This window comes from Massilia sp. METH4 (assembly GCF_037094685.1).
Taxonomy (GTDB): Bacteria; Pseudomonadota; Gammaproteobacteria; order Burkholderiales; family Burkholderiaceae_D; genus Rugamonas.
This window is the reverse complement of the sequence record NZ_CP146614.1, coordinates 1,427,477-1,452,123: the sequence shown is the minus strand read 5'-3', so window position 1 is coordinate 1,452,123 and position 24,647 is coordinate 1,427,477. Positions and strand designations below refer to the sequence as shown.

Annotated in this window: 16 protein-coding genes, 2 tRNA genes and 3 rRNA genes; 9 read left to right on the top strand and 12 right to left on the bottom strand. The window is 61.5% G+C overall.

Annotation, left to right across the window (positions count from 1 at the left end; genetic code table 11):
• Nucleotides 1–9: 9 nt before the first annotated feature.
• From V6Z91_RS06440 to V6Z91_RS06395, 10 genes are all read right to left on the bottom strand, one after another.
• Nucleotides 10–918: an aldo/keto reductase gene (locus V6Z91_RS06440; RefSeq protein ID WP_338768122.1), complete on the bottom strand. Its 909-nt coding sequence runs from the start codon at nucleotides 916–918 to the stop codon at nucleotides 10–12.
• 122 nt (nucleotides 919–1,040) lie between these two features.
• Nucleotides 1,041–2,186, bottom strand: a complete 1,146-nt coding sequence (locus tag V6Z91_RS06435; RefSeq protein WP_338768120.1) for a D-alanyl-D-alanine carboxypeptidase family protein — start codon at nucleotides 2,184–2,186, stop codon at nucleotides 1,041–1,043.
• Between the two features lie 79 nt (nucleotides 2,187–2,265).
• Nucleotides 2,266–2,928, bottom strand: a complete 663-nt coding sequence (locus V6Z91_RS06430) for an alpha/beta fold hydrolase (protein ID WP_338771753.1) — start codon at nucleotides 2,926–2,928, stop codon at nucleotides 2,266–2,268.
• A gap of 2 nt (nucleotides 2,929–2,930) precedes the next feature.
• Entirely contained in the window at nucleotides 2,931–3,251 is a 321-nt protein-coding gene (locus V6Z91_RS06425; protein WP_338768118.1) for a (2Fe-2S) ferredoxin domain-containing protein, read from the bottom strand.
• Nucleotides 3,252–3,302: 51 nt separating this feature from the next.
• Nucleotides 3,303–4,499, bottom strand: a complete 1,197-nt coding sequence (locus tag V6Z91_RS06420) for a VanZ family protein (protein ID WP_338768116.1) — start codon at nucleotides 4,497–4,499, stop codon at nucleotides 3,303–3,305.
• A gap of 2 nt (nucleotides 4,500–4,501) precedes the next feature.
• Complete coding sequence (locus V6Z91_RS06415) at nucleotides 4,502–5,131, bottom strand: ABC-type transport auxiliary lipoprotein family protein (RefSeq protein ID WP_338768114.1); 630 nt, start codon at nucleotides 5,129–5,131, stop codon at nucleotides 4,502–4,504.
• Between the two features lie 22 nt (nucleotides 5,132–5,153).
• Nucleotides 5,154–6,092, bottom strand: coding sequence for an MlaD family protein (locus V6Z91_RS06410; RefSeq protein ID WP_338768112.1), 939 nt, complete (start codon nucleotides 6,090–6,092; stop codon nucleotides 5,154–5,156).
• Nucleotides 6,093–6,121: 29 nt separating this feature from the next.
• Nucleotides 6,122–6,952: an ATP-binding cassette domain-containing protein gene (locus V6Z91_RS06405; RefSeq protein WP_338768110.1), complete on the bottom strand. Its 831-nt coding sequence runs from the start codon at nucleotides 6,950–6,952 to the stop codon at nucleotides 6,122–6,124.
• Nucleotides 6,952–8,076, bottom strand: a complete 1,125-nt coding sequence (locus V6Z91_RS06400) for an ABC transporter permease (RefSeq protein WP_338768107.1) — start codon at nucleotides 8,074–8,076, stop codon at nucleotides 6,952–6,954. Before V6Z91_RS06400 ends, V6Z91_RS06405 begins: the two co-directional genes overlap by 1 nt.
• Nucleotides 8,077–8,144: 68 nt before the next feature.
• Nucleotides 8,145–9,626, bottom strand: coding sequence for a DUF4080 domain-containing protein (locus V6Z91_RS06395; RefSeq protein WP_338768104.1), 1,482 nt, complete (start codon nucleotides 9,624–9,626; stop codon nucleotides 8,145–8,147).
• 438 nt (nucleotides 9,627–10,064) lie between these two features.
• Here V6Z91_RS06395 and V6Z91_RS06390 point away from each other — a divergent pair.
• From V6Z91_RS06390 to rrf, 5 genes are all read left to right on the top strand, one after another.
• A 16S ribosomal RNA gene (locus tag V6Z91_RS06390) occupies nucleotides 10,065–11,595 on the top strand.
• Between the two features lie 93 nt (nucleotides 11,596–11,688).
• Nucleotides 11,689–11,765, top strand: a tRNA-Ile gene (locus V6Z91_RS06385).
• 20 nt (nucleotides 11,766–11,785) lie between these two features.
• A tRNA-Ala gene (locus V6Z91_RS06380) sits at nucleotides 11,786–11,861 on the top strand.
• A gap of 217 nt (nucleotides 11,862–12,078) precedes the next feature.
• A 23S ribosomal RNA gene (locus V6Z91_RS06375) occupies nucleotides 12,079–14,952 on the top strand.
• 111 nt (nucleotides 14,953–15,063) lie between these two features.
• Nucleotides 15,064–15,176 (top strand): 5S ribosomal RNA (gene rrf / locus V6Z91_RS06370).
• The 16S, 23S and 5S rRNA genes sit together here with 2 tRNA genes alongside, the layout of an rRNA operon.
• 737 nt (nucleotides 15,177–15,913) lie before the next feature.
• Here rrf and V6Z91_RS06365 read toward each other — a convergent pair.
• On the bottom strand, nucleotides 15,914–16,669 hold the full coding sequence (locus tag V6Z91_RS06365) for an SDR family oxidoreductase (protein WP_338768101.1): 756 nt from the start codon (nucleotides 16,667–16,669) through the stop codon (nucleotides 15,914–15,916).
• Between the two features lie 90 nt (nucleotides 16,670–16,759).
• Between V6Z91_RS06365 and V6Z91_RS06360 the strand changes: the two genes are divergently transcribed.
• The 4 genes from V6Z91_RS06360 to rtcA all read left to right on the top strand — a co-directional run bounded on the left by V6Z91_RS06360 (nucleotide 16,760) and on the right by rtcA (nucleotide 22,176).
• On the top strand, nucleotides 16,760–17,677 hold the full coding sequence (locus V6Z91_RS06360; protein ID WP_338768098.1) for an AraC family transcriptional regulator: 918 nt from the start codon (nucleotides 16,760–16,762) through the stop codon (nucleotides 17,675–17,677).
• A 134-nt stretch (nucleotides 17,678–17,811) separates the two neighbouring features.
• The gene (locus V6Z91_RS06355) at nucleotides 17,812–19,836 is read left to right on the top strand and encodes an esterase-like activity of phytase family protein (RefSeq protein WP_338768096.1); all 2,025 of its coding nucleotides are present in this window, start codon (nucleotides 17,812–17,814) and stop codon (nucleotides 19,834–19,836) included.
• Nucleotides 19,837–19,887: 51 nt separating this feature from the next.
• Nucleotides 19,888–21,120, top strand: a complete 1,233-nt coding sequence (locus V6Z91_RS06350; protein ID WP_338768093.1) for an RtcB family protein — start codon at nucleotides 19,888–19,890, stop codon at nucleotides 21,118–21,120.
• A gap of 12 nt (nucleotides 21,121–21,132) precedes the next feature.
• Nucleotides 21,133–22,176, top strand: a complete 1,044-nt coding sequence (rtcA, locus tag V6Z91_RS06345; RefSeq protein WP_338768090.1) for an RNA 3'-terminal phosphate cyclase — start codon at nucleotides 21,133–21,135, stop codon at nucleotides 22,174–22,176.
• Here the strand turns inward: rtcA and V6Z91_RS06340 are convergent.
• Nucleotides 22,154–24,259, bottom strand: a complete 2,106-nt coding sequence (locus tag V6Z91_RS06340) for a TonB-dependent receptor (protein WP_338768087.1) — start codon at nucleotides 24,257–24,259, stop codon at nucleotides 22,154–22,156. The two genes, rtcA and V6Z91_RS06340, sit on opposite strands and share 23 nt — an antisense overlap.
• Nucleotides 24,260–24,647: the final 388 nt, after the last annotated feature.

The window sequence follows — 24,647 nt, the reverse complement described above, 5'->3', positions numbered from 1 at the left end:
GCACCCGCCTCAAGGCACCTCGTGGCCCTGCGCGGCGCGCAGGATCTCGAACCATTGGGTGCGGGTGAGCTCGACCCGCGTTGCGCGAACCGCTTCCTCGATCGCCTCGATCCGGCCGCTGCCCGTGAGCGGAACCGGCCTGGACGGCAACTGCATGATCCATGCGAAGACCACGCTGCCGAATGGCTGATCGATCTCCGCTGCGATACGCGCGATCGCGGCGCGCAGCGTTTCGGTGGCCGGATCGTTGCTGAACAAACGGCCGCCGGCCAGTGGCGACCAGATCATCGGCGACACCCGCAGGTCTTGCAGGCCGTCGAACGTTTCGTCGTACATGGGCGCAGTGTGCAGCGGCGAGAATTCCACCTGGTTGGTGGCCAGCGGAATGCGGCGATGCAGGCATTCGAACTGGTGGCGGCTGAAATTCGACACGCCGAAGTGCCGCACCTTGCCTGCCGCTCGCAACTGTTCGAAGGTTTCCGCGATCTCGTCGAAGTCCATCAGCGGGTCGGGCCGGTGGATCAGCAGCAGGTCGAGGTAATCGGTGCGCAGGGCCCGCAGGGAATTGTCCACCGACGCGGTGATATGCGCGGCCGACGTGTCGTATTGCTTGATCTTGTGCGCCGGGCGCGCGGGCGATACCAGCTGGATGCCGCATTTGCTCACGAGCTGGATGCGTTCGCGCAGTGCCGGCCGCAGCGCGAGCGCTTCGCCGAACAGGGCCTCCACGGTGTAGAGCCCGTAGATGTCGGCATGGTCGAAGCTCGTCACGCCCATGTCGATGCATCGTTCGACGAACGCCAGGCGCTCCTGCGGCGCCATCCTCCATTCGCCCATGCGCCACATGCCGGCAACGATGCGCGACAGCGCGGGACCATGTTCGGAAGTGCGGACGGCGGGGCAAGCTTGATTCGTCATGGCATGTGACTTTCTGATTGAATGGAAACTGAGGGGGAATCCGATTATAGAGCGGCGCGGATGCAAAAAACCCGCCGGGAGGCGGGCTTTTTGCAGGGGCGGGTCAGAGCGTCACGTCGCGCTTACTTCAGCCACAGGCGCATGGAGTCCCACGCGCGGCCGAAGATCGACGCCTGTTCCACCGTTTCCAGCGCAACGACCGGCAGTTCCAGCATCGGTTTGCCATCCACCACCATCTTCAGCTTGCCCACGTTGGCGCCTTCCGGCACCGGCGCCACCAGCGGGTCCTTGCGCTCCAGCTGCGGCTTCATCTTGGCGGCCACACCCTTCGGCACCGTCACCAGCACGTCCTGGCGGAAACCGATCTTGATGTTGTTCTTGGCGCCTTTCCAGATCTGCGGCGTGTCGACCGCCTGGCCCTTCGAGTACAGCTTCACGGTATCGAAGTTCTGGAAGCCCCAGTTCAGCAGCTTCTGGCTTTCGGCCGTGCGCGTCGCGTCCGAGTTCGTGCCCATCACCACCGAGATCAGGCGGCGTTCCACGTTACCGCTCGGCCGCTTGGCCGACGCCACCATGCAGTAGCCGGCCGATTCGGTGTGGCCCGTCTTCATGCCGTCCACGGTCGGGTCGAGCCACAGCAGGCGGTTGCGGTTCTGCTGGGTGATCTTGTTGTAGGTGTAACTCTTCACCGAGTCGATCTTGTAGTACTGCGGGAATTCCTGGATCACGTGCTTGGCCAGGATCGACAGGTCGCGCGCGGTCGTGTAATTGTCCGGGCTGGGCAGGCCGTGCGGGTTGGCGAAGCGGGTATTGGTCATGCCCAGGCGCTTCGCCTCGCGGTTCATCAGCGTGACGAAGGTGGCTTCGTCGCCGGCCACCGCTTCGGCCAACGCCACGGCGGCGTCGTTACCCGACTGGACCATCAGGCCGTGCAGCAGGTCGTTGATCGACACGGGAACGGCCGGGTCGATGAACATCTTCGAGCTGGAGGAATCGACCTTCCAGGCGCGCACGGAAACGTTGACCTTCTGGTTGATGTCCAGCTTCTTGTCGCGCAGTGCCTCGAAGGTGAGGTAGGCGGTCATGATCTTGGTCAGCGAAGCCGGTTCCACGCGCATGTTCGGGTCCTGCGCAGCGATCAGCTGGCCACTGGTGGCGTCGAGCAGCAGCCAGGACTTGGCGGCGATGGTCGGGGCAGGGATGGTTTGTGCGACGGCGGAGGAGAGTAACAGGACACTGGTAGCCAGTGCCGCGAGCATTTTTTTCATGGATCTGGAGCCTCTATGTGGTGCGTAAGCCGGGGCCATCGTGCGCTCGGCAAAAAAATGGCCCGGACATTATAGGCGTTCACGCGTCCTCGGGGTCGTCCTTGTGCTGCGCGCGGCCCAGCCACAGCGCGATGACCCAGCTCTTGATGTGATTGAGCTTGCGGTGGAAGAAGTGGTCGGCACCCGGGATCACCACCACCGGCACGTCCTGCGGACGGGCCCAGTCGAACACTGCCTGCACGGGGATCGTGTCGTCGTTCTCGCCATGGATCAGGATCGTGTTCGGTGCGATCTCCGGCATCTGCCACTTGCCGGCGGCGGCGCCCACCAGCACCAGGCCCTGTACCGGCTTGCCGGCGGCTTCCAGGCGTTTCGCCAGCTGCGATTGCACGAAGGTGCCGAACGAGAAGCCTGCCAGTGCCACCGGCAGGTCGGGGAACTTCTCGACCATGTGCTCGTAGAGCAGCTCCATGTCGTCCGTTTCGCCATGGCCGCGGTCATGCTCGCCCTCGGACTGGCCGACCCCGCGGAAGTTGATACGGGCCACGGTATAGTCGAGCGCCACGAAGGCGCGCGCCAGCGTTTGCGTGACCTTGTTTTCCATCGTGCCGCCGTACAGCGGATGCGGGTGCGCCACCAGGGCGATGCCGCGCGGCTTCTTGCCATCGAGGGGCAGGTCGATCAGGCCTTCCATCAAGCCGGCATGGCCCTGCATGGTGAAATGCTTGGTGTTCTTGTTCATCATTATTTGATCTTCAGCCTTTCCACGGGTTTGCCACCCACCAGGTGGCTGTCGATGATCTCATCGATGTCGGACGTATCCACGTACGTGTACCACGTGCCCTCGGGGTAGACCACGAGCACGGGGCCGTGTTCGCAGCGGTCCAGGCAGCCTGCCTGGTTGATGCGCACACCGCCGGCGCCGTTGATGTCCAGCTGCTTGCAGCGCTTCTTGGCGTGCTTCTGCGCCTGCTCGGCGCCGCGCGGGCCGCAGCTTTCACGGCCGTCGTCCCGCGTGTTCATGCAGAAGAACACGTGGTGCTTGAAGTAAGGGGTCTCGCTCATGCCTGCCTCGCTGATGTCTTTATTGAAGCAAAGCCATAATGATACCCGCGATCAGGATTTATTGAGTTTATGGGAGGGCAGCCACAGGAACCACAGCGCGCAGAAGGGCCACAGCAGCGACAGGAACCGGGCCGCGCCATTGAAGTTCAGGAACTTCCCTTGCACCCAGTCTTGCATGGTGGCGCTGAAGTAGGGATTTACCGGCGTGCTGTTGACGACCAGGAGACCGAGCACGATCGTGGCGATCGCCAGCCGGCGCTGCGCCATGGGCGGCGCGAAGGCCAGGCCGGCGACCATGATGCCGCCGATCAGGAAGCCGCCCTGCGCCCCGGGCGTGACCCATACGAAGGCGTTATCCGGGGTGAACAGCAGGGCAGAGGCGAGCGTCTTCGTCAGCACGGCGGCGGCCAGCAAGACCGCGGCCAGCAACAGGCGCGGCGCCGGCCTGCGCATGAGGCACAGCAGCGTCAACGCGCCGCCGACCATGGCGCAAGCAGTGATCATCGTTTCGGACAGCCAGTACTGCTCCACCGTCAGCTCGGGATCGGGGCGCACGTAGGCCAGCAGGTCGATCTCCATCTCCAGCAAGCCGCTCAGCCAGCCGGACAGCGTGGGGAGCACCTGCCCCTGGCCGAACAGGAAAGATGTGGGGTAGATCTGCGCCAGCGGCCACAGCGCCACCAGCACCAGGCCCTGGCTGGCGTGCAGCGCGAACCAGCGCTGCCGCAGCCGGTACAGGTGGCTCGTATCGAGCAGCTTGCGCGCCGTGAGTACGCCGATCAGGCCGCCGAGCGCGCAGCCGGCCGCGTTCGTATAGAAGTCGAGGTTCGACGACACGCGGCTGGGCAGGAAGGTCTGCACCGCTTCCATCAGGCCGGACACCAGCGCGCCAAGGCAGGCCGCCGCGATGAAGGCCAGGATACCGCGCAGCGCCGGGTGCAGCGCATAGGCGATCAGCATGCCGAAGGGAACGTAGCCGATCACGTTCACCGTGGCGTCGAACTTCGTCCAGTAGCGCGGCATCGACGTATGTTCGAGGAAGATGAACGGCGACAGTCCCTGGTTGTGCCAGCCGGAGAAGGGATACCAGCTGGCGTAGATGATCAGCAGCAGGTAGGCGAGCAGGCTGGCGCGCGCCACCGGCGAACCGCGCTGCGGCCGGGTTTCCTGTGCCGGTCCGCCCGGCCCGGCCGGCACCGGCGGTTGAACCGGGCCCGTGGCGGCGCCGGCGCTTTCGTCCCCGGCCATGGTCAGCGCGGCGGCAGCGTGGCCAGCCAGGCAAGGAGATCGGCCGCGATCGCGTCCGACGTGGCGGCCAGTGCGCTGGCGCCGCCGGCGGCGTCCGCGCTGGGCGCATCGAGCGAGCGCGTGAAGGTGCGCTGGTCCACCAGCCGGTGGCCGTCGAACAGCGAGGCGCGCAGCGAGATATTGGCGCTGCTCTGCGTGGCGCTGGTGAAGTTCTGCGAGAACTCGTCCATCTCCAGGCGCAACACCGGTATGCCGCCCGTGGCGTCCGTGGTCGACAGCACCTTCACGCCTCCCTGGGCGATACGCGCCTTCATGCGCTGCGACAGCAGTTGCAGCGGAGTGGCGGCCCAGCGGTTGTACGCATAGGGCAGCGCCTGCTGCGCATTCGCATAGGCAAGGCGGTAGAACATGCGATCGGTGTCCAGCGTGGCCGGGCCGCTTACGTCCGCCACGATGAGGGCGGGGAATGCCGTCGCGGCAGGGGAATTGGTCACCGGCGCCGCCACCGGCCCGAAGTCGAAGCTGGTGGGCGTGGGCCCTTTGCTCGAGGCACAGCCGGCCAGCAGGGCGATGCAGGCGACGGCGGCCAGCGCGAGTTGGCCGATCGGATGGAAGCGTGGGGAAGTCGTCATGTGGTCATTCATCGCGTCACTCTCATGGGGCCGGCGCAGTGAAGCCGGGTTCGCCCGGGCCGGGCGCCGCGTCCGGGGCGCCGAACAGGATGCTCTGCGGACGATCGTTCAGGGTATTCATCGTGCGGCGCACGGCACGCATCGACGAACGGGTTTCATCGGTCAGCGCCGTGATGCTGGGCAGCGTTTCCAGCTGCGCGCCGGTCGTCACGGCTTCCACGCCGGTCACGGCGCGGTCGACGGAATCGCCGAGGCGCGTGAGCGTGCCTTGCGGGCCGTGCAGGCTTTGCGACAGGGCGGTCACGTCCTGCGCCAGCGTGTTGACGGAGTCGATCGCCGTTTCCGCCTTGGCGGCCAGCGCCGGCAGCTTTTCGATCGTCGGACCAAGCTGGCCTGGCAGCGCCTTGTAGCGGTTCACGGTCTCGCTCACGTCGGAGAAGGCTGCCAGGATGGTCTTGCGGTTCTCGTCGTTCAGGAGGTCGTTCAGTTTCTCCGTCACTTCCTCGGCCTGCGACAGGATGGCCGTGCCGCGCTTTTCCAGCTGGTCGAGCAGGCCGGGGCGCAATGGGATGCGGGCAGGATCGTCGGCATTCGTGGCCAGCCGCTGCGAACCCACCGATTCGTCGTCCAGCTGGATGTAGGCGATGCCGGTCACGCCCTGGTAGCCCAGCGTGGCATAGGTGGTCTTCGTGATCGGCGTGGCCGGGTCGATCGACAGGTGGATCAGGATCTGTCCGGCCATCTTCGGATCGAAGTCGATGCCATCGACCTTGCCCACCTCGAGGCCGCGGTAGCGCACCGCGGCCTGCGGATTCAGGCCGGGCACGGCGAGCGTGGTGGCCAGCAGGTAGGGGTCGTATTCCACGCGGTCGCGGTTGAACCATATGCCGAACAGGACGGCGGCCGCGAGCAGGGTCAGCGTGAAGATGCCGGTCATGAACGCGTGCGATCGGTTTTCCATTCTGTGCTCCTTGTAGTGTTCCCGGACCGCTATTGCAGGGCTTCGAGCGCGCGCTTGCCGCGGTCGCCCAGGAAGAATTCCTTGATGAACGGGTGGTTCACCGCGATAACCTCGCGCGTGGGGCCCACCGCGATCACGTGCTTTTCCGCCAGGACGGCGATACGCGTCGACAGGGCGAACAGCGTATCGAGGTCGTGCGTCACCATCACCACGGTCAGGCCCAGTTCGCGGTGCAATGACTTGATCAACGAAACGAAGCTTTCCGAGCGGTCCGGGTCCAGGCCGGCCGTGGGCTCGTCCAGGAACAGCAGCTTCGGTTCCAGCGCGAGCGCCCGCGCCAGCGCAACGCGCTTGACCATGCCGCCGGACAGGTCGGACGGCATCTTGTTCGCATGCTCGGGTCCCAGCCCGACCATGTTCATCTTCAGCAGCACCGCGTCGCGCACCAGCGCGTCGGGCAGCACGCCCAGTTCGCGCATCGGCTGGGCGATGTTCTCGAACACGGTGAGCGCCGAATACAGCGCGCCTTCCTGGAACAGCATGCCCCAGTGATTGCGCAGCAGTTGCAGCTGGGCGGGCTTGGCCTGCGTGATGTCCTCCCCGAAGACGCGCACGCAGCCCTGCGACGGCCGTTCCAGGCCCAGCATCTGGCGCAGCAGCACCGTCTTGCCCGTGCCGGAGCCGCCAACGATCGACATGATCTCGCCATCCTCGATGGTGAGGTTCAGGTTGTTGTGGATGACGGTCTTGCCAAACTTCGTCTGCAGGTTCGTGATCTCCACGACGGGAACGCTGCCGTCCAGCGTCAGTTCGCTCGGCGCGCCGGAGCAGCTGAGACCCGCTTCTTCGCGCTCGTCCATCAGAATCCCACTCCGTTGAAGACGATCGCGAACACGGCATCGGCCAGGATCACGACGGTGATCGCGGTGACGACCGACGTGGTGGTGCCGCGGCCCAGGCTCTCGGTGTTCGGCTGGATGCGCAGGCCGAAGTGGCAGGAGACGAGGGCGATCAGCATGCCGAACACGACACCCTTGCCCAGGCCGATCATGTAGTTCGCCAGTGGCACCGCGTCGGGCAGTTTCTGGATGAAGTAGCGGGCCGACAGGTTCAGTTCGAGCTTGGCCGACACCATGCCGCCGATCAGGGCCATCGTATCCGTCCAGATCACCAGCAGCGGCATCGAGATCGCAAGCGCCACCACCTTCGGCATCACGAGCCGGAAGCCGTGCGAGATGCCCATCACGAGCATCGCATCGAGTTCCTCGGTCACGCGCATCACGCCCAGCTGCGCGGTGATCGACGAACCGGAGCGGCCCGCGACAAGGATCGCCGCCAGCAGCGGGCCGAGTTCGCGGATGATGCTCATGCCGAGCAGGTTGACGAGGTAGATGTCGCCGCCGAAGTTGCGCAGCTGCTGCGCCGAGAGGTAGGAGAGCACCACGCCGATCAGGAAGCCGACGAGAGCGGTGATGCCGAGGGCCTGGAAGCCGGCGTGAAAGATATTGGCGGAGATTTCCTTCCATGGCCCGCGCTGCGGCGCGGCGATGAAGCGCCACAGGTCTTGCACCACCTGGCCGATCAGGCGCACGAAGCCTTGCAGGTGTTCCACGAAATGCAGCACGCCGGTGCCCAGCGTGGTGATCCAGTTCATGTGCAAGCCGCGCTGGCGGGGCAGCTCCAGCCTGCCGGTGGCTTCCAGCCGCTTGAAGAATTCTTCCTGGCCTGGTGCGAGTTCGAGAGCGGCCGGGCGCTTGTAGCCCCAGGCTTGCCAGAACAGCTGGGCGCCGATGTGGTCCATGCTGTCGATCGCGGTAAGGTCCCATCGCGCATCGGCGCTGGCCGACTTCAACTGGCTGGTGATGCCCTTGATGACCTTGCGCTGCGCGAGCACGTGGACCTGCCATGTGCCATCGGCGGTTACCGTCGCACCCGACGCGCCGCCGGGGTCATATGTCAAGGTTGGCTCTTGTGCAATGGGCATGTCGCCAGTGTAAGTGAGATTCGTTTCGTTCGCTACAGCCCCCGGCTCTACCGTGTGTCGGAGCCCGCTTACGCACAGGCTCCAAGATGCCGCGCCTGCCGCTGCGGCGCGACCACCGCGGGTGCCGGGGCCGCCTTCTGCTTGACGCCATGGCCATCGCTCGCCAGCAATGCCGCCACGTCGGGCACGCCCTGCTCTTGAAGGTACTTCCCGACCAGCGTGGCAAGACGGTCCAGCGCAATACGGTGGGTCGCATCCGTGTTCGCATACAGCCAGTCGGAGAATGCCATGAAGTTGTCGAACGGGCGGGTGCCCAGCAGTACCGGCGTCACGTGCGTGAAGCGGCCCGAGTTGGCAACCAGGTCCCAATAGCGGGCGAAACGCACCAGCCGCTGCATGGTGGCGAAGTCGATATCCCGGTTCGCCAGAATGGTATAGGGCGGGTAGGGATCGAACACCAGGCCGAAGGCTTCCGTGTGGCGGATGATGGGTGTGCCGCGCAGTCGCTTCAGAATGCCGAACTGGATCTCGTGCGGGCCAAGGGCCCACAGCTTGTCGAAGCCTTCCGCGAAACTCTCCACGGTTTCGCCCGGCAAGCCGGCGATCAGGTCCACGTGCATGTGGACGTGGGAGTGCTCGCACAGCCAACGGATGTTGGCGGCCGCCTTGTCGTTATCCTGCTTCCGGGAGATGTTCGCCTGCACCGTTGGATTGAAGCTCTGGATGCCGATTTCGAACTGCAGGGTGCCCGGCGGGAATTTGGCGATGCCTTCCTTCAGCGCATCCGGCAGGTGGTCGGGCACCAGCTCGAAGTGGGCGTAGACCGGGTCTTCGGGGTTGGCGGCCAGCTTGTCGAGGAAGAATTGCATGATCTTCAGGCTGGTCTTGATGTTCAGGTTGAACGTGCGGTCCACGAACTTGAACACGCGGGCACCGCGCCGATGCAGCGCCTCCATCTCACCCAGGAACGTCTCGATATTGAAGGGCCACGCTGTCTTGTCCAGCGCCGACAGGCAGAACTCGCACTTGAATGGACAGCCGCGCGAGGCTTCCACGTACAGCGTGCGGTGGGCGATATCGTCATCGCCATACAAGGAGTAGGGCAGCGCGATATCGGCCATCGGCGGCTGCACGCCTGCGTGCACTTTCATCAGCGGCTTCGGGCCGTGCAGGATCTCGCCGCACAGCTTCGGGAAGGTGATGTCGCCCCAGCCGGTGACCACGTAGTCCGCCAGTTGTACGATGTGCTGCTCGTTCGTTTCGTGGGAAACTTCCGGCCCACCCAGCACGACCACGATATGCGGCGCCACACGCTTCAGGGTGGCGACCAGCTTCGCGGTTTCATCGACGTTCCATATATAGACACCGAATCCGACGATCTTCGGGTTGTACGCGAGGATGCGTTCCACCATCTCCGTCGTCTTCGCACCGATGACGAATTCCTGAATGTGCGTTTGTGTTGCCAATTCCTTCATATTGGCGAGCAGATAACGCAGGCCCAGCGACGCATGGGTATAGCGGGCATTGAGGGTGGAAAGCAGGATCGTCATGGAACTTCTCGGGGATTCGCGGAATCATGCATTTTACCCTTGCATGGCGGCCGGCGATTCGCTATAGTTCTGTCCCTCGCAGCGAACAACGACGCAGCGAGGTGCCGGAAGCGGCAGGTGTTGAACCTGAGGCTGATGGCAAAGAGGGGTTGACGAGTTGCACGCTGTACCGCATAATCTCGCTTCTCTGCTGCTGACAAACACAACGATTTGTCGACGAATCAAACTGATTTGACAGCAAGCGCCGAATGGCAAGAATTCTTTAACAATCAACAGTCGATAAGTGTGGGCGTTTGATGATGTGCCCGGGACTTTGGTCCCGAAGCTCAAAATATATAGCATCAAACGTTCACGCAAAATAAACGTAATCATCTTCGAATGATTCGTCAGTATTTTGAGTGAATGACCCTCGGCAGAAATGCCGAGACAACAGAGATTAAACTGAAGAGTTTGATCCTGGCTCAGATTGAACGCTGGCGGCATGCTTTACACATGCAAGTCGAACGGCAGCGCGGGCTTCGGCCTGGCGGCGAGTGGCGAACGGGTGAGTAATATATCGGAACGTGCCCAAGAGTGGGGGATAACGTAGCGAAAGTTACGCTAATACCGCATACGATCCAAGGATGAAAGCAGGGGACCGCAAGGCCTTGTGCTCCTGGAGCGGCCGATATCTGATTAGCTAGTTGGTGAGGTAAAGGCTCACCAAGGCGACGATCAGTAGCTGGTCTGAGAGGACGACCAGCCACACTGGAACTGAGACACGGTCCAGACTCCTACGGGAGGCAGCAGTGGGGAATTTTGGACAATGGGGGCAACCCTGATCCAGCAATGCCGCGTGAGTGAAGAAGGCCTTCGGGTTGTAAAGCTCTTTTGTCAGGGAAGAAAAGGGTGCGGCTAATATCCGTACCTCATGACGGTACCTGAAGAATAAGCACCGGCTAACTACGTGCCAGCAGCCGCGGTAATACGTAGGGTGCAAGCGTTAATCGGAATTACTGGGCGTAAAGCGTGCGCAGGCGGTTTTGTAAGTCTGACGTGAAATCCCCGGGCTTAACCTGGGAATGGCGTTGGAGACTGCAAGGCTGGAATCTGGCAGAGGGGGGTAGAATTCCACGTGTAGCAGTGAAATGCGTAGAGATGTGGAGGAACACCGATGGCGAAGGCAGCCCCCTGGGCTAAGATTGACGCTCATGCACGAAAGCGTGGGGAGCAAACAGGATTAGATACCCTGGTAGTCCACGCCCTAAACGATGTCTACTAGTTGTTGGGTCTTAATTGACTTAGTAACGCAGCTAACGCGTGAAGTAGACCGCCTGGGGAGTACGGTCGCAAGATTAAAACTCAAAGGAATTGACGGGGACCCGCACAAGCGGTGGATGATGTGGATTAATTCGATGCAACGCGAAAAACCTTACCTACCCTTGACATGTCAGGAACTTCTGAGAGATTGGAGGGTGCCCGAAAGGGAACCTGAACACAGGTGCTGCATGGCTGTCGTCAGCTCGTGTCGTGAGATGTTGGGTTAAGTCCCGCAACGAGCGCAACCCTTGTCATTAGTTGCTACGAAAGGGCACTCTAATGAGACTGCCGGTGACAAACCGGAGGAAGGTGGGGATGACGTCAAGTCCTCATGGCCCTTATGGGTAGGGCTTCACACGTCATACAATGGTACATACAGAGGGCCGCCAACCCGCGAGGGGGAGCTAATCCCAGAAAGTGTATCGTAGTCCGGATTGTAGTCTGCAACTCGACTACATGAAGTTGGAATCGCTAGTAATCGCGGATCAGCATGTCGCGGTGAATACGTTCCCGGGTCTTGTACACACCGCCCGTCACACCATGGGAGCGGGTTTTACCAGAAGTAGGTAGCTTAACCGCAAGGAGGGCGCTTACCACGGTAGGATTCGTGACTGGGGTGAAGTCGTAACAAGGTAGCCGTATCGGAAGGTGCGGCTGGATCACCTCCTTTCTAGAGTAGGCACTGACCGCAAGGTCGTGCATCAAACGCTCACACTTATCGACTGTCGAATGAAGAAGAAACAGTAGCACCGCAAGATCATGCGGGTCTGTAGCTCAGCTGGTTAGAGCACCGTGTTGATAACGCGGGGGTCGTTGGTTCGAGCCCAACCAGACCCACCACGTATTGCACAGAAATCCCTGGGGGATTAGCTCAGCTGGGAGAGCACCTGCTTTGCAAGCAGGGGGTCGTCGGTTCGATCCCGTCATCCTCCACCAACGCATCTGCGTAAGATATCAAACGTAAGCACAAGATGTTTAGGTTTGATCTTTTAGAGATCTAAGCTGTTTCGTTCTTTAACAATCTGGATGAAGTAAAGTTTTATTAAGCGTGGATCGAAAGATTCACACTTAGGGTAGTGTTCGAAAGAACGCATACAAAACTCATCAAACACAGTAGTAAATGCATTTGAAGCTATAGCCGTCAAGGTTATAGGGACAAGTGACTAAGTGCACATGGCGGATGCCTTGGCGATTACAGGCGATGAAGGACGTAGTAGTCTGCGATAAGCTTCGGGGAGCTGACAAACGAGCTTTGATCCGAAGATTTCCGAATGGGGAAACCCACCCTTTCAGGGTATCACTCACTGAATACATAGGTGTGTGAGGCGAACGCGGCGAACTGAAACATCTAAGTAGCTGCAGGAAAAGAAATCAACCGAGATTCCCAAAGTAGTGGCGAGCGAAATGGGAAGAGCCTGTACGTGATAGTCGGACTGATAGTGGAAGCCTCTGGAAATAGGCGCCATAGTGGGTGATAGCCCCGTACACGAAATCAGACCGGTGGTACTAAGCGTACGACAAGTAGGGCGGGACACGAGAAATCCTGTCTGAATATGGGGGGACCATCCTCCAAGGCTAAATACTCGTAATCGACCGATAGTGAACCAGTACCGTGAGGGAAAGGCGAAAAGAACCCCGGGAGGGGAGTGAAATAGATCCTGAAACCGTGTGCATACAAACAGTCGGAGCGGACTTGTTCCGTGACGGCGTACCTTTTGTATAATGGGTCAGCGACTTACATTCAGTAGCGAGGTTAACCATATAGGGGAGCCGTAGAGAAATCGAGTCCGAACAGGGCGTCAGTTGCTGGGTGTAGACCCGAAACCAAGTGATCTATCCATGGCCAGGTTGAAGGTGCGGTAACACGCACTGGAGGACCGAACCCACTAATGTTGAAAAATTAGGGGATGAGCTGTGGATAGGGGTGAAAGGCTAAACAAACTTGGAAATAGCTGGTTCTCTCCGAAAACTATTTAGGTAGTGCCTCAAGTATCACCACCGGGGGTAGAGCACTGTTATGGCTAGGGGGTCATCGCGACTTACCAAACCATTGCAAACTCCGAATACCGGTGAGTGCGAGCTTGGGAGACAGACGTCGGGTGCTAACGTCCGGCGTCAAGAGGGAAACAACCCAGACCGCCAGCTAAGGTCCCAAAGTATCGCTAAGTGGAAAACGAAGTGGGAAGGCTAAAACAGTCAGGATGTTGGCTTAGAAGCAGCCATCATTTAAAGAAAGCGTAATAGCTCACTGATCGAGTCGTCCTGCGCGGAAGATGTAACGGGGCTAAGCGATACACCGAAGCTGCGGATATCCGTAAGGATATGGTAGGAGAGCGTTCTGTAAGCCTGCGAAGGTGGCTTGTAAAGGCTGCTGGAGGTATCAGAAGTGCGAATGCTGACATGAGTAGCGATAATGCGGGTGAAAAGCCCGCACGCCGTAAGCCCAAGGTTTCCTGTTCAACGTTCATCGGAGCAGGGTGAGTCGGCCCCTAAGGCGAGGCAGAGATGCGTAGCTGATGGGAAGCAGGTTAATATTCCTGCACCGTCGTATGATGCGATGGGGGGACGGATCGCGGAAGGTTGTCTGACTGTTGGAATAGTCAGTTTCTGGTTCATAGAAGGTGCTTAGGCAAATCCGGGCACATAATTCAAGGGACTGGGACGAGGGGTCATTGACCCTGAAGCAATCGGAAGTGGTTCCAAGAAAAGCCTCTAAGCTTCAGTCATACGAGACCGTACCGCAAACCGACACAGGTGGGCGAGATGAGTATTCTAAGGCGCTTGAGAGAACTCGGGAGAAGGAACTCGGCAAATTGGTACCGTAACTTCGGGAAAAGGTACGCCCCGGTAGCTTGACTGCTTTACTGCAGAAGGGTGAAAGGGTTGCAATAAAATGGTGGCTGCGACTGTTTAATAAAAACACAGCACTCTGCAAACACGAAAGTGGACGTATAGGGTGTGACGCCTGCCCGGTGCTGGAAGATTAAATGATGGGGTGCAAGCTCTTGATTGAAGTCCCAGTAAACGGCGGCCGTAACTATAACGGTCCTAAGGTAGCGAAATTCCTTGTCGGGTAAGTTCCGACCTGCACGAATGGCGTAACGATGGCCACACTGTCTCCTCCCGAGACTCAGCGAAGTTGAAGTGTTTGTGATGATGCAATCTACCCGCGGCTAGACGGAAAGACCCCATGAACCTTTACTGTAGCTTTGCATTGGACTTTGAACCAATCTGTGTAGGATAGGTGGGAGGCTTTGAAGCGGGGACGCCAGTTCTCGTGGAGCCAACCTTGAAATACCACCCTGGTTTGTTTGAGGTTCTAACCTTGGTCCGTTATCCGGATCGGGGACAGTGCATGGTAGGCAGTTTGACTGGGGCGGTCTCCTCCTAAAGTGTAACGGAGGAGTTCGAAGGTACGCTAGGTACGGTCGGACATCGTGCTAATAGTGCAATGGCATAAGCGTGCTTAACTGCGAGACCGACAAGTCGAGCAGGTACGAAAGTAGGACATAGTGATCCGGTGGTTCTGTATGGAAGGGCCATCGCTCAACGGATAAAAGGTACTCTGGGGATAACAGGCTGATTCCTCCCAAGAGTTCATATCGACGGGGGAGTTTGGCACCTCGATGTCGGCTCATCACATCCTGGGGCTGTAGCCGGTCCCAAGGGTATGGCTGTTCGCCATTTAAAGTGGTACGTGAGCTGGGTTTAAAACGTCGTGAGACAGTTTGGTCCCTATCTGCCGTGGGCGTTGGAAATTTGAAGGGGGCTGCTCCTAGTACGAGAGGACCGGAGTGGACGAACCTCTGGTGTACCGGTTGTCACGCCAGTGGCATTGCCGGGTAGCTAAGTTCGGAAGAGATAACCGCTGAAAGCATCTAAGCGGGAAACTTGCCTTAAGATGAGATTTCCCGGAGCCTTGAGCTCCTTGAAGGGTCGTTCGAGACCAGGACGTTGATAGGTCAGGTGTGGAAGTGCAGTAATGCATTAAGCTAACTGATACTAATTGCCCGTACGGCTTGTCCCTATAACCTTGACGGTTATATCTGCATTTACTCTGATGAGTACCCTAACTTTACTGAATCCAGATTGAGGTTCGTTGCTGCTCCACTGAGAGCAACGCGCCGTACAAGTCATGCCTGATGACCATAGCAAGTCGGTCCCACCCCTTCCCATCCCGAACAGGACCGTGAAACGACTTTGCGCCGATGATAGTGCTGCAACCAGTGTGAAAGTAGGTTATCGTCAGGCTGTTATTTAGAAAATCCCCCTTCAGCGCATGCTGTTGGGGGATTTTTGCATTTGGCCTCTTCTCAGTCGCTCAGCAAAGCACTGCTTTGCTTCGCCCCGCTGTCCAGCAAGCTGGCAGGGGTTTTTTGCTTTGGGCTTCGCAGTACTCTGCGAGCACTGCGCCGTTTGCTCGGCCGGGCACTGCCCGACCTCGCTACCGAGAAAGCCCGTAGCGTGATCGCTGCGGGCTTTTTCCATTTTCTGCTTCCGTCTCATCCGTGCATACCCTCCGCTTCGAGCTGTCGAATGCGCCGATCGTTCGGCCGGGCACTGCCCGACCTCACTGCTGCAACCAGTGTGAAAGTAAGTTATCGTCAGGCTGTTATTCCGAGAAAAGCCCGTAGCGTGATCGCTGCGGGCTTTTTTCATTTGCGCGTCCGTATATTCTTGAGCGCGCTCTATTCCCGGCCGGCGGCAGCAAAGCGTGAAATCGAAGCTGACTTGATTGGAATCCACGGCCCCCCACGCAGATCCCGCGCGCCGTACAGGCCGGCGCGTCCGCACCGGATCACACTGGACCAATGGCCGGTTCTTCCTGGCGTCGACGCAAGCTGGCGGTTGCCGATAGCGTGCGGCCTCCCGCCAGGATCGCCATGATGCTGCCGGGAGATCAGCACGAGTGCAGGTTGCGACACCGCCGGTGCGAACGGTTCCCCCCGGCATGATCGGTGCAACGCACCGCCATCTTCAACCGGCCGTTAGCCTTGCGTAGCCACGGCCGCCGCAAGCGCCACCGCGTCCGCTCCGGCGGCCAGGCGGGGCGGGCAAGTGGGATCGGTCGCGGCGCGCCACACAGCTTCAGCCACGTCGATCGCACGTGTGGTGGGCGCGTCCGGCGCGATGCCGGAAAATATCTCATGCGCGAAGTCGGCATATGCGTCGGAGATCCCGGCTGTCGTTCTTGCCCTTGCGTTGTCGCCAAACTGGGTGCTCGGCGCCCGGCCCGGCTGCACGACGTGTACGCGCACGTCGAACTGCGCAAGCTCCAGCGCGAGCGACGCACTGAACGCGTTGACGGCCGCCTTGCTGGCGGTGTACACGGAAAGCAGCGGGAATGGCCGCTCCGTGACGATCGACGTAACGTTGACGATCACGCCGGCCTTGCGTTCCCTGAATTGCGGCAGCACCGCCTGGGTCAATGCCATCGTACCCAATGTATTCGTTTCGAAGAGCGCGCGGGCCGTTTCGATCGGCGTCGATTCGAACGGTGTCATCGCCCCGAACCCCGCGTTGTTCACGAGGACATCGATCGGTCCCGCGGCCTCTACTGCGCGTTGTATGCTCGCCGCGTCGGTAACGTCGAGCGCGAGTGTCAGCAGTCTGTCGGAAGACGGCAGGGTGGAGGCAGCGGGCGAGCGCATCGTGGCGATGACGCGCCACTCCCGGTCGAGAAAGTAGCGTGCGGTTTCGAGGCCAAAGCCGGACGAGCAACCTGTGATCAGGACAGTATTCATGAAAACTCCTTGTGTGGGTGTACTGAGACGATAGGGCACAACGGCCGGACTTGCTACAATCGAAAGTCCAGAAAACATTTGAATCAGTCCATGACCGATCCCCTTGCCGAGATAGTGACGCTGCTCCAGCCAGTTACGACGCACTCGAAGGTCGTCAGTGGTGCGGGCGCATGGGGTGTGCGCCGTTCGGATGCGGGGCATCCGTTCTATTGCGTCGTCCTGGAGGGCGCATGCCGGCTTGCCGCAGGCGTACGCGAGCCGGTGACGCTGCGGCAGGGCGACTTCGTCCTCATACCGGCCGCGCACGATTTTTCGATGACCAGCCTCGCTACCGTCGGGCCGGCCGCTTTCCACACCAGCCCCGTGGAGTTGCGGCCTGGTGAATTCCGGCTGGGCGATGCGAGCGCCGTACCCGACACCCACCTCGTCGTCGGCCATTGCGTCTTCCGTTCCGCCGATGCCGCGCTGCTGGTTTCGCTGCTGCCGGAGCTCGTGCATGTGCGCGGCGAACAGCGCCTGGCGACGCTGGTGCAGCTCGTGCGCGACGAATCCCGGGCACAGCGCGCTGGCCGCGAGGTGGTGTTGGCGCGACTGCTCGAGGTACTGCTGATCGAAGCCCTGCGCTCCAGCGCGGAGACCGGCGCATCGCCTGGCCTCTTGCGCGCGCTTGCGGACGTGCGCCTGTCGGCCGCGATACGGCGCATGCATGAACATCCGGCCAGGGCCTGGACGATTGCCCAGCTTGCGAAAGAGGCTGCGCTGTCGCGCTCCGCGTTTTTCGAACGGTTCAGCCGGGCGGTAGGCATCGCGCCGATGGAGTATCTGCTGGCCTGGCGAATGGCCCTGGCGAAGGACCTCCTCCGCCACAACGCCTGCAACATCGCGGAGGTGGCCGAACGTGTCGGCTACAGTTCCGCAAGCACGTTCAGCGTGGCGTTCACACGCCATGCGGGACTGCCGCCGAGCCAGTACGCCCGCGAGCACGTGGGGGCGCATCCCGGCCATTGAAAAGCGCGACCGACCGGAAGGGAATACAGTGCCTCCCGGGGTGCTTCTGCTGCCAGGCCCGAATGGGCGGGGGGATGTCATCGGCCCGTCATTGCGACCTCGTAGACTGCGCCTTTTCATTCGATGAGGTCCGCATGAAGTTCCCCCACCTGTCGCTGTTATCCCTGGCCGTTGCGCTGGCCGCGTGCGGCGGTGACAGCGATGCGCCTGCCGCCCCCGCGCCCGTGCAAAACCGTATCAGCGGCGTCTTCCTCGATGCCGCCGTGGACGGCGTGGACTACGTGGCCGGCACCGCGGCCCGTGCCGCGACGGGAGCGAAGGGTGAGTTCACCTGCGCACAAGGGGAGGCGGTCAGCTTCGCGATCGGCGGCATTGCCCTTGGCAGTGCGTCCTGCGCGGCCACGATCACGCCGCTGCAACTGGCAGGCACTGCGGATGTCCACGATGTCAAGGTCGTCAACCGCCTGCTCGCGCTCCAGCTGCTCGACGACGACGGCGATCCTTCGAACGGCATCCGCATCGCGGCCGAGACGCGCGCCGCGATGGCTGGCATATCGTTGGACTTCGCCAGCCCGGCGGAGGCGTTCAACGCCGCCCTTGCACCCTTGCTCGCCGCGGCAGGCGGCAAGTACGCAGCGCGCACGGTGGACGCCGACCGCCGCATGCTCGTTCGCGAACATTTCGAGGATACGCTCGCGGCGAAGCTCGGCAGCCCCGCCGTGGAGAAATTCGTCCAGGGGGCCGTCGAAGTCAGCGTGACGCGCTACCAGATCCAGGCCGACAGCAAGTACTACATTCCTTACGAAGGCACGAATGCCCGGGTAAAGGAGGAATTCCCCCAGGGCTTCCTGCCGTCGTACGGCTCCTCGCTCGCGTTCAAGGGCACGAATGCCAACGGCGACCTGGAGTTCTACGGCCTGACCGACCGAGGCCCGAATGGCGACGGCCCGGGTGTTCCCTCGCCCGGCGGCACCGGCACGACCGGCAGCAAGATCTTCCCCGCACCATCCTTTGCGCCCTCGGTCGGCCTGATTACGGTGGGCAAGGCCGGCGCCGTGCTGCAATCGACCATGCCGATCAAGGTATCGGCCGCGGTCAATGCGACCGGCCTGCCGATTCCGGAAGGCTCGCTCGGCAATTCGGCCGAAGTGCCGGTCATGGACGCGATGAAGTTCGATTCTTCCACGAAGGCGAAATTCGACGCGAACGGCATCGACAGCGAAGCTGTTGTCTTCGACAAGCAGCGCAATGCGCTGTGGATATCCGATGAATACGGTCCCTTCATCGTCAAGGTCGATGCGGTCACCGGCGTGATCCAGAACAGGTACGCGCCCGGCAGCGGCTTGCCCGCGATCTTCGCAAAGCGCCGCGCAAACCGCGGCATGGAGGGTCTGACGCTCGATGCCTCGACCGACAAGTTGCACGGCTTCCTGCAAAGTCCGCTGAGCGATGGCAGCGCTCCGTACGCCGTTACCGGCAAGAGCGAACAGGTGGAACGCTTCGCGCGCTTCACGCGCTGGATTGAATTCGATCCGAAGACCGGCACGACGACAAGGATGTACGCATATCCGATCGCCGCCGGGGACTACCAGGATGGCCGTACCGGCAACGCCAAGCTCGGCGACGTGGTCGCACTGGGCAACGGCAAGTTCATCGTCATCGAACAGGGCGCCGACCCGAAAGGCAAGGTTTTCAACAAGCTGATGCTGGTTGAAATCGGCGCCGCCACCGACGTTGCCGCCGAAGCCTTCAATGCCGGCACCTCCGACCTGGAAAAGAGCTCGATGTCCGGCGCGGCAGTCAATGGCGCCGATTGGTCGAAGGTCGTGCCGATGAAGAAGACGCAGCTGCTGGACCTGAACGCCATCGGCTGGCTGGCCGAGAAGGCGGAAGGGCTGACGCTCGTCGATGCGAACACGTTGGCGATCGCAAACGACAATGATTTCGGCTTGAGGACCAGACTGTTCACGGCGGCAGGCGACGCCATTGCCGACGCCGACGTCACCAAGTGCAATGCCAACGCGAACGGCGACATCGTCGCCAGCAGCGCGGCCGGGTGCAATACCGCCAACACGATCCGGGTCGCGCGCGGTACCGATATGGAACGGCCGAGCAGGTTGTGGCTCATCAGGTTCGGGAAGGCACTCGGCAGTTATTGATCGTGTGCGCCTCTCCAGCCGGATCGAAGATAATGCCGGCAGGAGAGCAGCATGAGCGCAGACTACGACACCATCGAAGTGAAGGGCGGCCGTCCCGTCAAGATGTGGACGCATGGCGTGCCCGTGGAGCCGGAGGCGAAGGAGCAGCTGGCGAACACGGCGAAGATGCCCTTCATTTACAAGCATATCGCCGTGATGCCCGACGTCCACCTCGGCAAGGGCTCGACGATCGGCAGCGTCATCCCCACGCTGGGCGCCGTCATTCCCGCGGCCGTCGGCGTGGACATCGGCTGCGGCATGATGGCCGCGAAGACGACCTTGACGGCGAACGACCTGCCCGACAACCTGGGCCCGTTGCGCAGCGCGATCGAAAGGGCGATTCCGCACGGCCTGTCGCCGAAGACACGCAGCTTCAAGGGGCGCGACGAGGGGTCGTGGCAGAACCCGCCGTCCGCCGTGGACGCCGCGTGGGGGCAATTGAAGGACGAGTTCGACGTCATCTGCGCCAAGACGCCGAAGCTGCGGCACACCAACAACTACAAGCACCTGGGCACGCTCGGCACCGGCAACCATTTCATCGAAGTCTGCCTGGATGAGGAAGGCGCCGTGTGGCTGATGCTGCATTCGGGCTCGCGCGGCGTGGGCAATGCGATCGGCAATCACTTCATCGAACTGGCGCAGAAGGACATGCGCACGCACCTGTCCAACCTTCCGGACCGCGACCTGGCCTACCTGAAGGAAGGTACCCAGCATTACGACGATTACGTGGAAGCGGTGGGCTGGGCGCAGAAGTTCGCCCGCATGAATCGCGAGGTGATGATGCAAAACCTCATCCAGGCTGTGCGTGCGGTGATCAGGAAGCCGTTCGAGACGCATGTGGAAGCGGTCAACTGCCATCACAATTACGTGCAGAAGGAGCGCCATTTCGGCCAGGACGTGCTGGTCACGCGCAAGGGCGCCGTCTCCGCCAAGGCCGGCGAGCTGGGCATCATTCCCGGCTCGATGGGCGCGCGCAGCTACATCGTGCGCGGCAAGGGCAACGAGGAAAGCTTCACCAGTTGCAGTCACGGTGCGGGCCGCACGATGAGCCGTAGCGAGGCGAAGCGCCGCTTTACGCGCGAGGACCAGGCGCGCGCCACCGAAGGCGTGGAGTGCCGGAAGGATGAGGGCGTGGTTGACGAGATACCGATGGCGTACAAGGACATCGATGCCGTGATGCACGCGCAGCGCGATCTGGTAGAGGTGGTGCACACACTCAAGCAGGTTGTTTGTGTAAAAGGTTGAAAGGCGAGCGACATGATCGAGCTCGATGGTTCAACGGGAGAGGGCGGCGGGCAGATCCTGCGCTCGTCGCTGACGCTGTCGATGATCACCGGCCAGCCATTCCACATCCGAAACATCCGTGCCAACCGGGCCAAGCCCGGCCTGATGCGGCAGCACCTGATGGCAGTGCGTGCCGCTGCCACCGTTTGCGATGCGCAGGTCAGCCATGCGGAAGTCGGCTCCGCGGAGCTGAGCTTTTCGCCGCGCAGCATCAAGGGCGGTATCTACGAGTTCGCCATCGGCACAGCCGGCAGTGCCACGCTCGTGCTGCAGACGCTGATTCCGGCGCTGCTGCATGCGGATGTACCCTCGGTCATCAAGGTCAGTGGCGGCACGCACAATCCAAAGGCGCCGCCAGCCCATTTCATCGAGCATGCCTATGTGCCTGTGCTGAGGGCGATGGGCGCCCAGGTCGACTTCGAGTTGAAGCGTTTCGGTTTCTATCCGAACGGCGGTGGTGAAGTGTGCGCCGCTGTCTGGCCATGTGCACGCCTGGCCCAGCTGCATCTCACCGAGCGGGGCACGCTGCGCGAAGGGCGGGCGGATGCCTACGTGGCGGCGATTCCACTCGCGGTCGCGCACCGCGAGCTCGAATCCATCGGCAAGGGCTTGCACTGGCGGGACGACCAGCTGTTTGCCCACCCTCTTGCAAACGACCAGGGGCCAGGCAATGCCGTGCTGATCGTGCTGCGGAGCGAGCACGTGACAGAAGTGTTTTCATCGGTGGGCGAGAAGCGCCGCCGCGCCGAGGACGTGGCCGGCGATGCCATTCTCGAAGCGAAGCGTTACCTCATTTCCGGCGCGGCGCTGGGCGAACACCTGGGCGACCAGCTGATGCTGCCGCTGGCCCTGGCAGGCGGCGGCAGCTACACGCTCGATCACGTGTCGCAGCACGCGATCACCAATGCCGAGGTGATCGCGCAGTTCCTGCCGGTGCACGTGTCGTTCGAGGCGGGGGAGCGGTACAGCACGTGCACCGTCAGACCTCAAGGCGCTAGAAAAGATACTGCGCGCTGAATCCCGCCTGCCAGTTGCGGTCCGGCGCCGCTTCGTAATAGCGCCTGTTCGTGTCGCCCACGATCACGGAGCCCACGTACTGCTTGTCGAGCAGGTTGTTCAGTCGGATGAACTCCTTCAACCGCCAGCCGCCGATCGGCTGCATTGCCGTGAAGCGCAGGTTGAGCAAGCCATAGCCCGGCGCCGCCTTTTCCCGGTTCGTATCCTCGGCGTAGACTTTACCGTTGGCCAGCGCTTCCACTGCCGCGCCGAAGCGACCGCCCGCATCCTTCCAGGCCAGTTCGCCGTAAGCCGTGGTGCGTGCCACGCCGGGCAGCCTGCTGCCTTCGGCGACATTGCCGAAGGCCTGGTCGTACACCGCGCGCAGGCCCGTCAGCGCCACGCGGGCCGAGAAACCGCCGGACCAGGAGGAATCGACGGAAACTTCGATCCCCTGCCGCAGTGTCTTGCTGGCGTTGCGGTAACTCGTGCGCCCTCCGCTGGAGGCGTCGACCACCACTTCGTCGCGCGTGCGGACTTCGAACAGGGCCGCGTCGATGCGCGTGTTTTCGGCCACGCGGAACTTGGTGCCCGCTTCCAGATGGGTACTGCGTGCCGGGCGCAGATCGTAATTGAAGCCGCCGGCCGTGCCGGAGTAGAACAGTTCGTTCAGCGTCGGCGTCTCGAAGCCCCGCGCGGCGCTTACATATACGTTGAGGTCGGGCGTCACCTTGTACAGTGCGCCCAGCACGGGCGTCGTGCGCGTGAACGTCAGGTCGCCGCTGTCATTACCGTTGACGAAGAAGCGGTCGTCGACTTCCACTTTCACGCGGCTGTGCCGCACGCCTGCGGTCAGGCGCCATGGGCCGCTCTGCCATTCCGTCTGCACATAGGGATCGACATTGGAGACGACGTCTTCCTCGTCGCGCCGCAGGTTACCTCTCACACCCAGCTGGGAGCCGGCGAAATTCTCATAGCCTTTGCGGTCGTCTTTCGAGCGGTCGTAATCGAGGCCCACCGTGGTGCGCAGCACCCCCTGGTCGAAGCGGCGAACATCCGTCCAGTTGATGGCCGCGCCGTAGAAATCGCGATCGAAGTCGATTACGCCGCCGGAATGGGTGGCCGGCGCCTGGAAGCCGCGCGAAAAGGCCTGGTACTGCACCACTTCGCGGTTGCCGCCGTAGGCCATCAGGTGCAGGCGGTTTTCGCCGAAGTAGATGTCATAGCTGGCGCCGGCCTGCTGGTGATCGATGCTCTTGCGGGTGTTGTAGCGATCGGCATAGGTGCGCTTCGGCGTTTCCGTATCGGTAGGATCGGTCTCGCCTGCGCGCGGGTCGCGCTCGTAGGTGGCCCACTGCACCCCCAGCGGATCCTCCGTGTCTTTCTGGCGCAGGCCGCTGGCCACCAGGGTAAGTTTGCTGCGCGAATCCGGCGCCACGGTCAGCTTGGCGAATTGCTGGTCGCGGCGCGCCGCGCTGTGGTCGCGATAGCCATCCGTCTCGAAGCGCGAAACATCCACGACATAACCGATCTTTCCGCTACGCCCCTGCGTGCTGAGGTCGACCTTGCGCTGCCCGTTGCTGCCGGCCATGACCGATGTTTCGACCGATGCCGGTTCCCGGCCTTCTTCCGTGAAGAGCTGGACGACGCCACCCGAATGATTGCCGTACAGCGCGGAGAAGGGGCCGCGCAGCACTTCGATGCGCTGGGCACGGTCCAGGTTGAAGGTGGCAGCCTGGCCCTGGCCATCCGGCATCGTCGCGGGAATACCGTCGGCGATCAGACGAACGCCGCGCACGCCAAAGGCGGAGCGGGCGCCGAAGCCGCGGGAGGAAATCTGCAGGTCCTGCGCGTAGTTCTGACGGTTTTGCACCACCAGGCCCGGTATCGCTACCAGGGATTCCGAGGCATTGACTCGCAACTGGGCATCGCGAACGCGAGCGGCGTCGATCACGTCGATCGCAGCCGGCAGCTCAAAGCTGCTGTGTTCGATACGGCTGGCCGTGATGACGACTACATCGGCAAATGGTTCCGCAGCACCAGCGCAGGCGGAGTAGGCCGCGCCGATAGCGGCGGCAATGTGTAATAAGGAGGGAGGTCGCATGGATGAGCTCGCAATAGTGTCAAGACTATACCGCGATGGCTAAAATTATGCCGCCGGACTTGCGCAGGCATTCGCCATTTGCTATAGTTCTGTCCCTGCCGCAACGCAGCCGTGAAAACGAAACGATGCGACAGGATGTTTGAATCGCTTGAGCAACATTGCGATACAAACCGAGGGGTTGACGAGCTGCACGAAACACCGCATAATCTCATCTCTCTGCTGCTGACAAACACAACGATTTGTCGACGAGCTCAAGCGGTTCGGTAGCAAGCCTTCAAGGGCAGAATTCTTTAACAATCAACAGTCGATAAGTGTGGGCGTTTGATGATGTGCCCGGGACTTCGGTCCCGAAGCTCAAAATATATAGCATCAAACGTTCACGCAAAAT

Coding starts and splice junctions, on each gene's coding strand:
- V6Z91_RS06440 (WP_338768122.1), bottom strand. CDS start 918: ATGACGAATCAAGCTTGCCCCGCCGTCCGCACTTCCGAACATGGTCCC.
- V6Z91_RS06435 (WP_338768120.1), bottom strand. CDS start 2,186: ATGAAAAAAATGCTCGCGGCACTGGCTACCAGTGTCCTGTTACTCTCC.
- V6Z91_RS06430 (WP_338771753.1), bottom strand. CDS start 2,928: ATGAACAAGAACACCAAGCATTTCACCATGCAGGGCCATGCCGGCTTG.
- V6Z91_RS06425 (WP_338768118.1), bottom strand. CDS start 3,251: ATGAGCGAGACCCCTTACTTCAAGCACCACGTGTTCTTCTGCATGAAC.
- V6Z91_RS06420 (WP_338768116.1), bottom strand. CDS start 4,499: ATGGCCGGGGACGAAAGCGCCGGCGCCGCCACGGGCCCGGTTCAACCG.
- V6Z91_RS06415 (WP_338768114.1), bottom strand. CDS start 5,131: ATGACGACTTCCCCACGCTTCCATCCGATCGGCCAACTCGCGCTGGCC.
- V6Z91_RS06410 (WP_338768112.1), bottom strand. CDS start 6,092: ATGGAAAACCGATCGCACGCGTTCATGACCGGCATCTTCACGCTGACC.
- V6Z91_RS06405 (WP_338768110.1), bottom strand. CDS start 6,952: ATGGACGAGCGCGAAGAAGCGGGTCTCAGCTGCTCCGGCGCGCCGAGC.
- V6Z91_RS06400 (WP_338768107.1), bottom strand. CDS start 8,076: ATGCCCATTGCACAAGAGCCAACCTTGACATATGACCCCGGCGGCGCG.
- V6Z91_RS06395 (WP_338768104.1), bottom strand. CDS start 9,626: ATGACGATCCTGCTTTCCACCCTCAATGCCCGCTATACCCATGCGTCG.
- V6Z91_RS06365 (WP_338768101.1), bottom strand. CDS start 16,669: ATGAATACTGTCCTGATCACAGGTTGCTCGTCCGGCTTTGGCCTCGAA.
- V6Z91_RS06360 (WP_338768098.1), top strand. CDS start 16,760: ATGACCGATCCCCTTGCCGAGATAGTGACGCTGCTCCAGCCAGTTACG.
- V6Z91_RS06355 (WP_338768096.1), top strand. CDS start 17,812: ATGAAGTTCCCCCACCTGTCGCTGTTATCCCTGGCCGTTGCGCTGGCC.
- V6Z91_RS06350 (WP_338768093.1), top strand. CDS start 19,888: ATGAGCGCAGACTACGACACCATCGAAGTGAAGGGCGGCCGTCCCGTC.
- rtcA (WP_338768090.1), top strand. CDS start 21,133: ATGATCGAGCTCGATGGTTCAACGGGAGAGGGCGGCGGGCAGATCCTG.
- V6Z91_RS06340 (WP_338768087.1), bottom strand. CDS start 24,259: ATGCGACCTCCCTCCTTATTACACATTGCCGCCGCTATCGGCGCGGCC.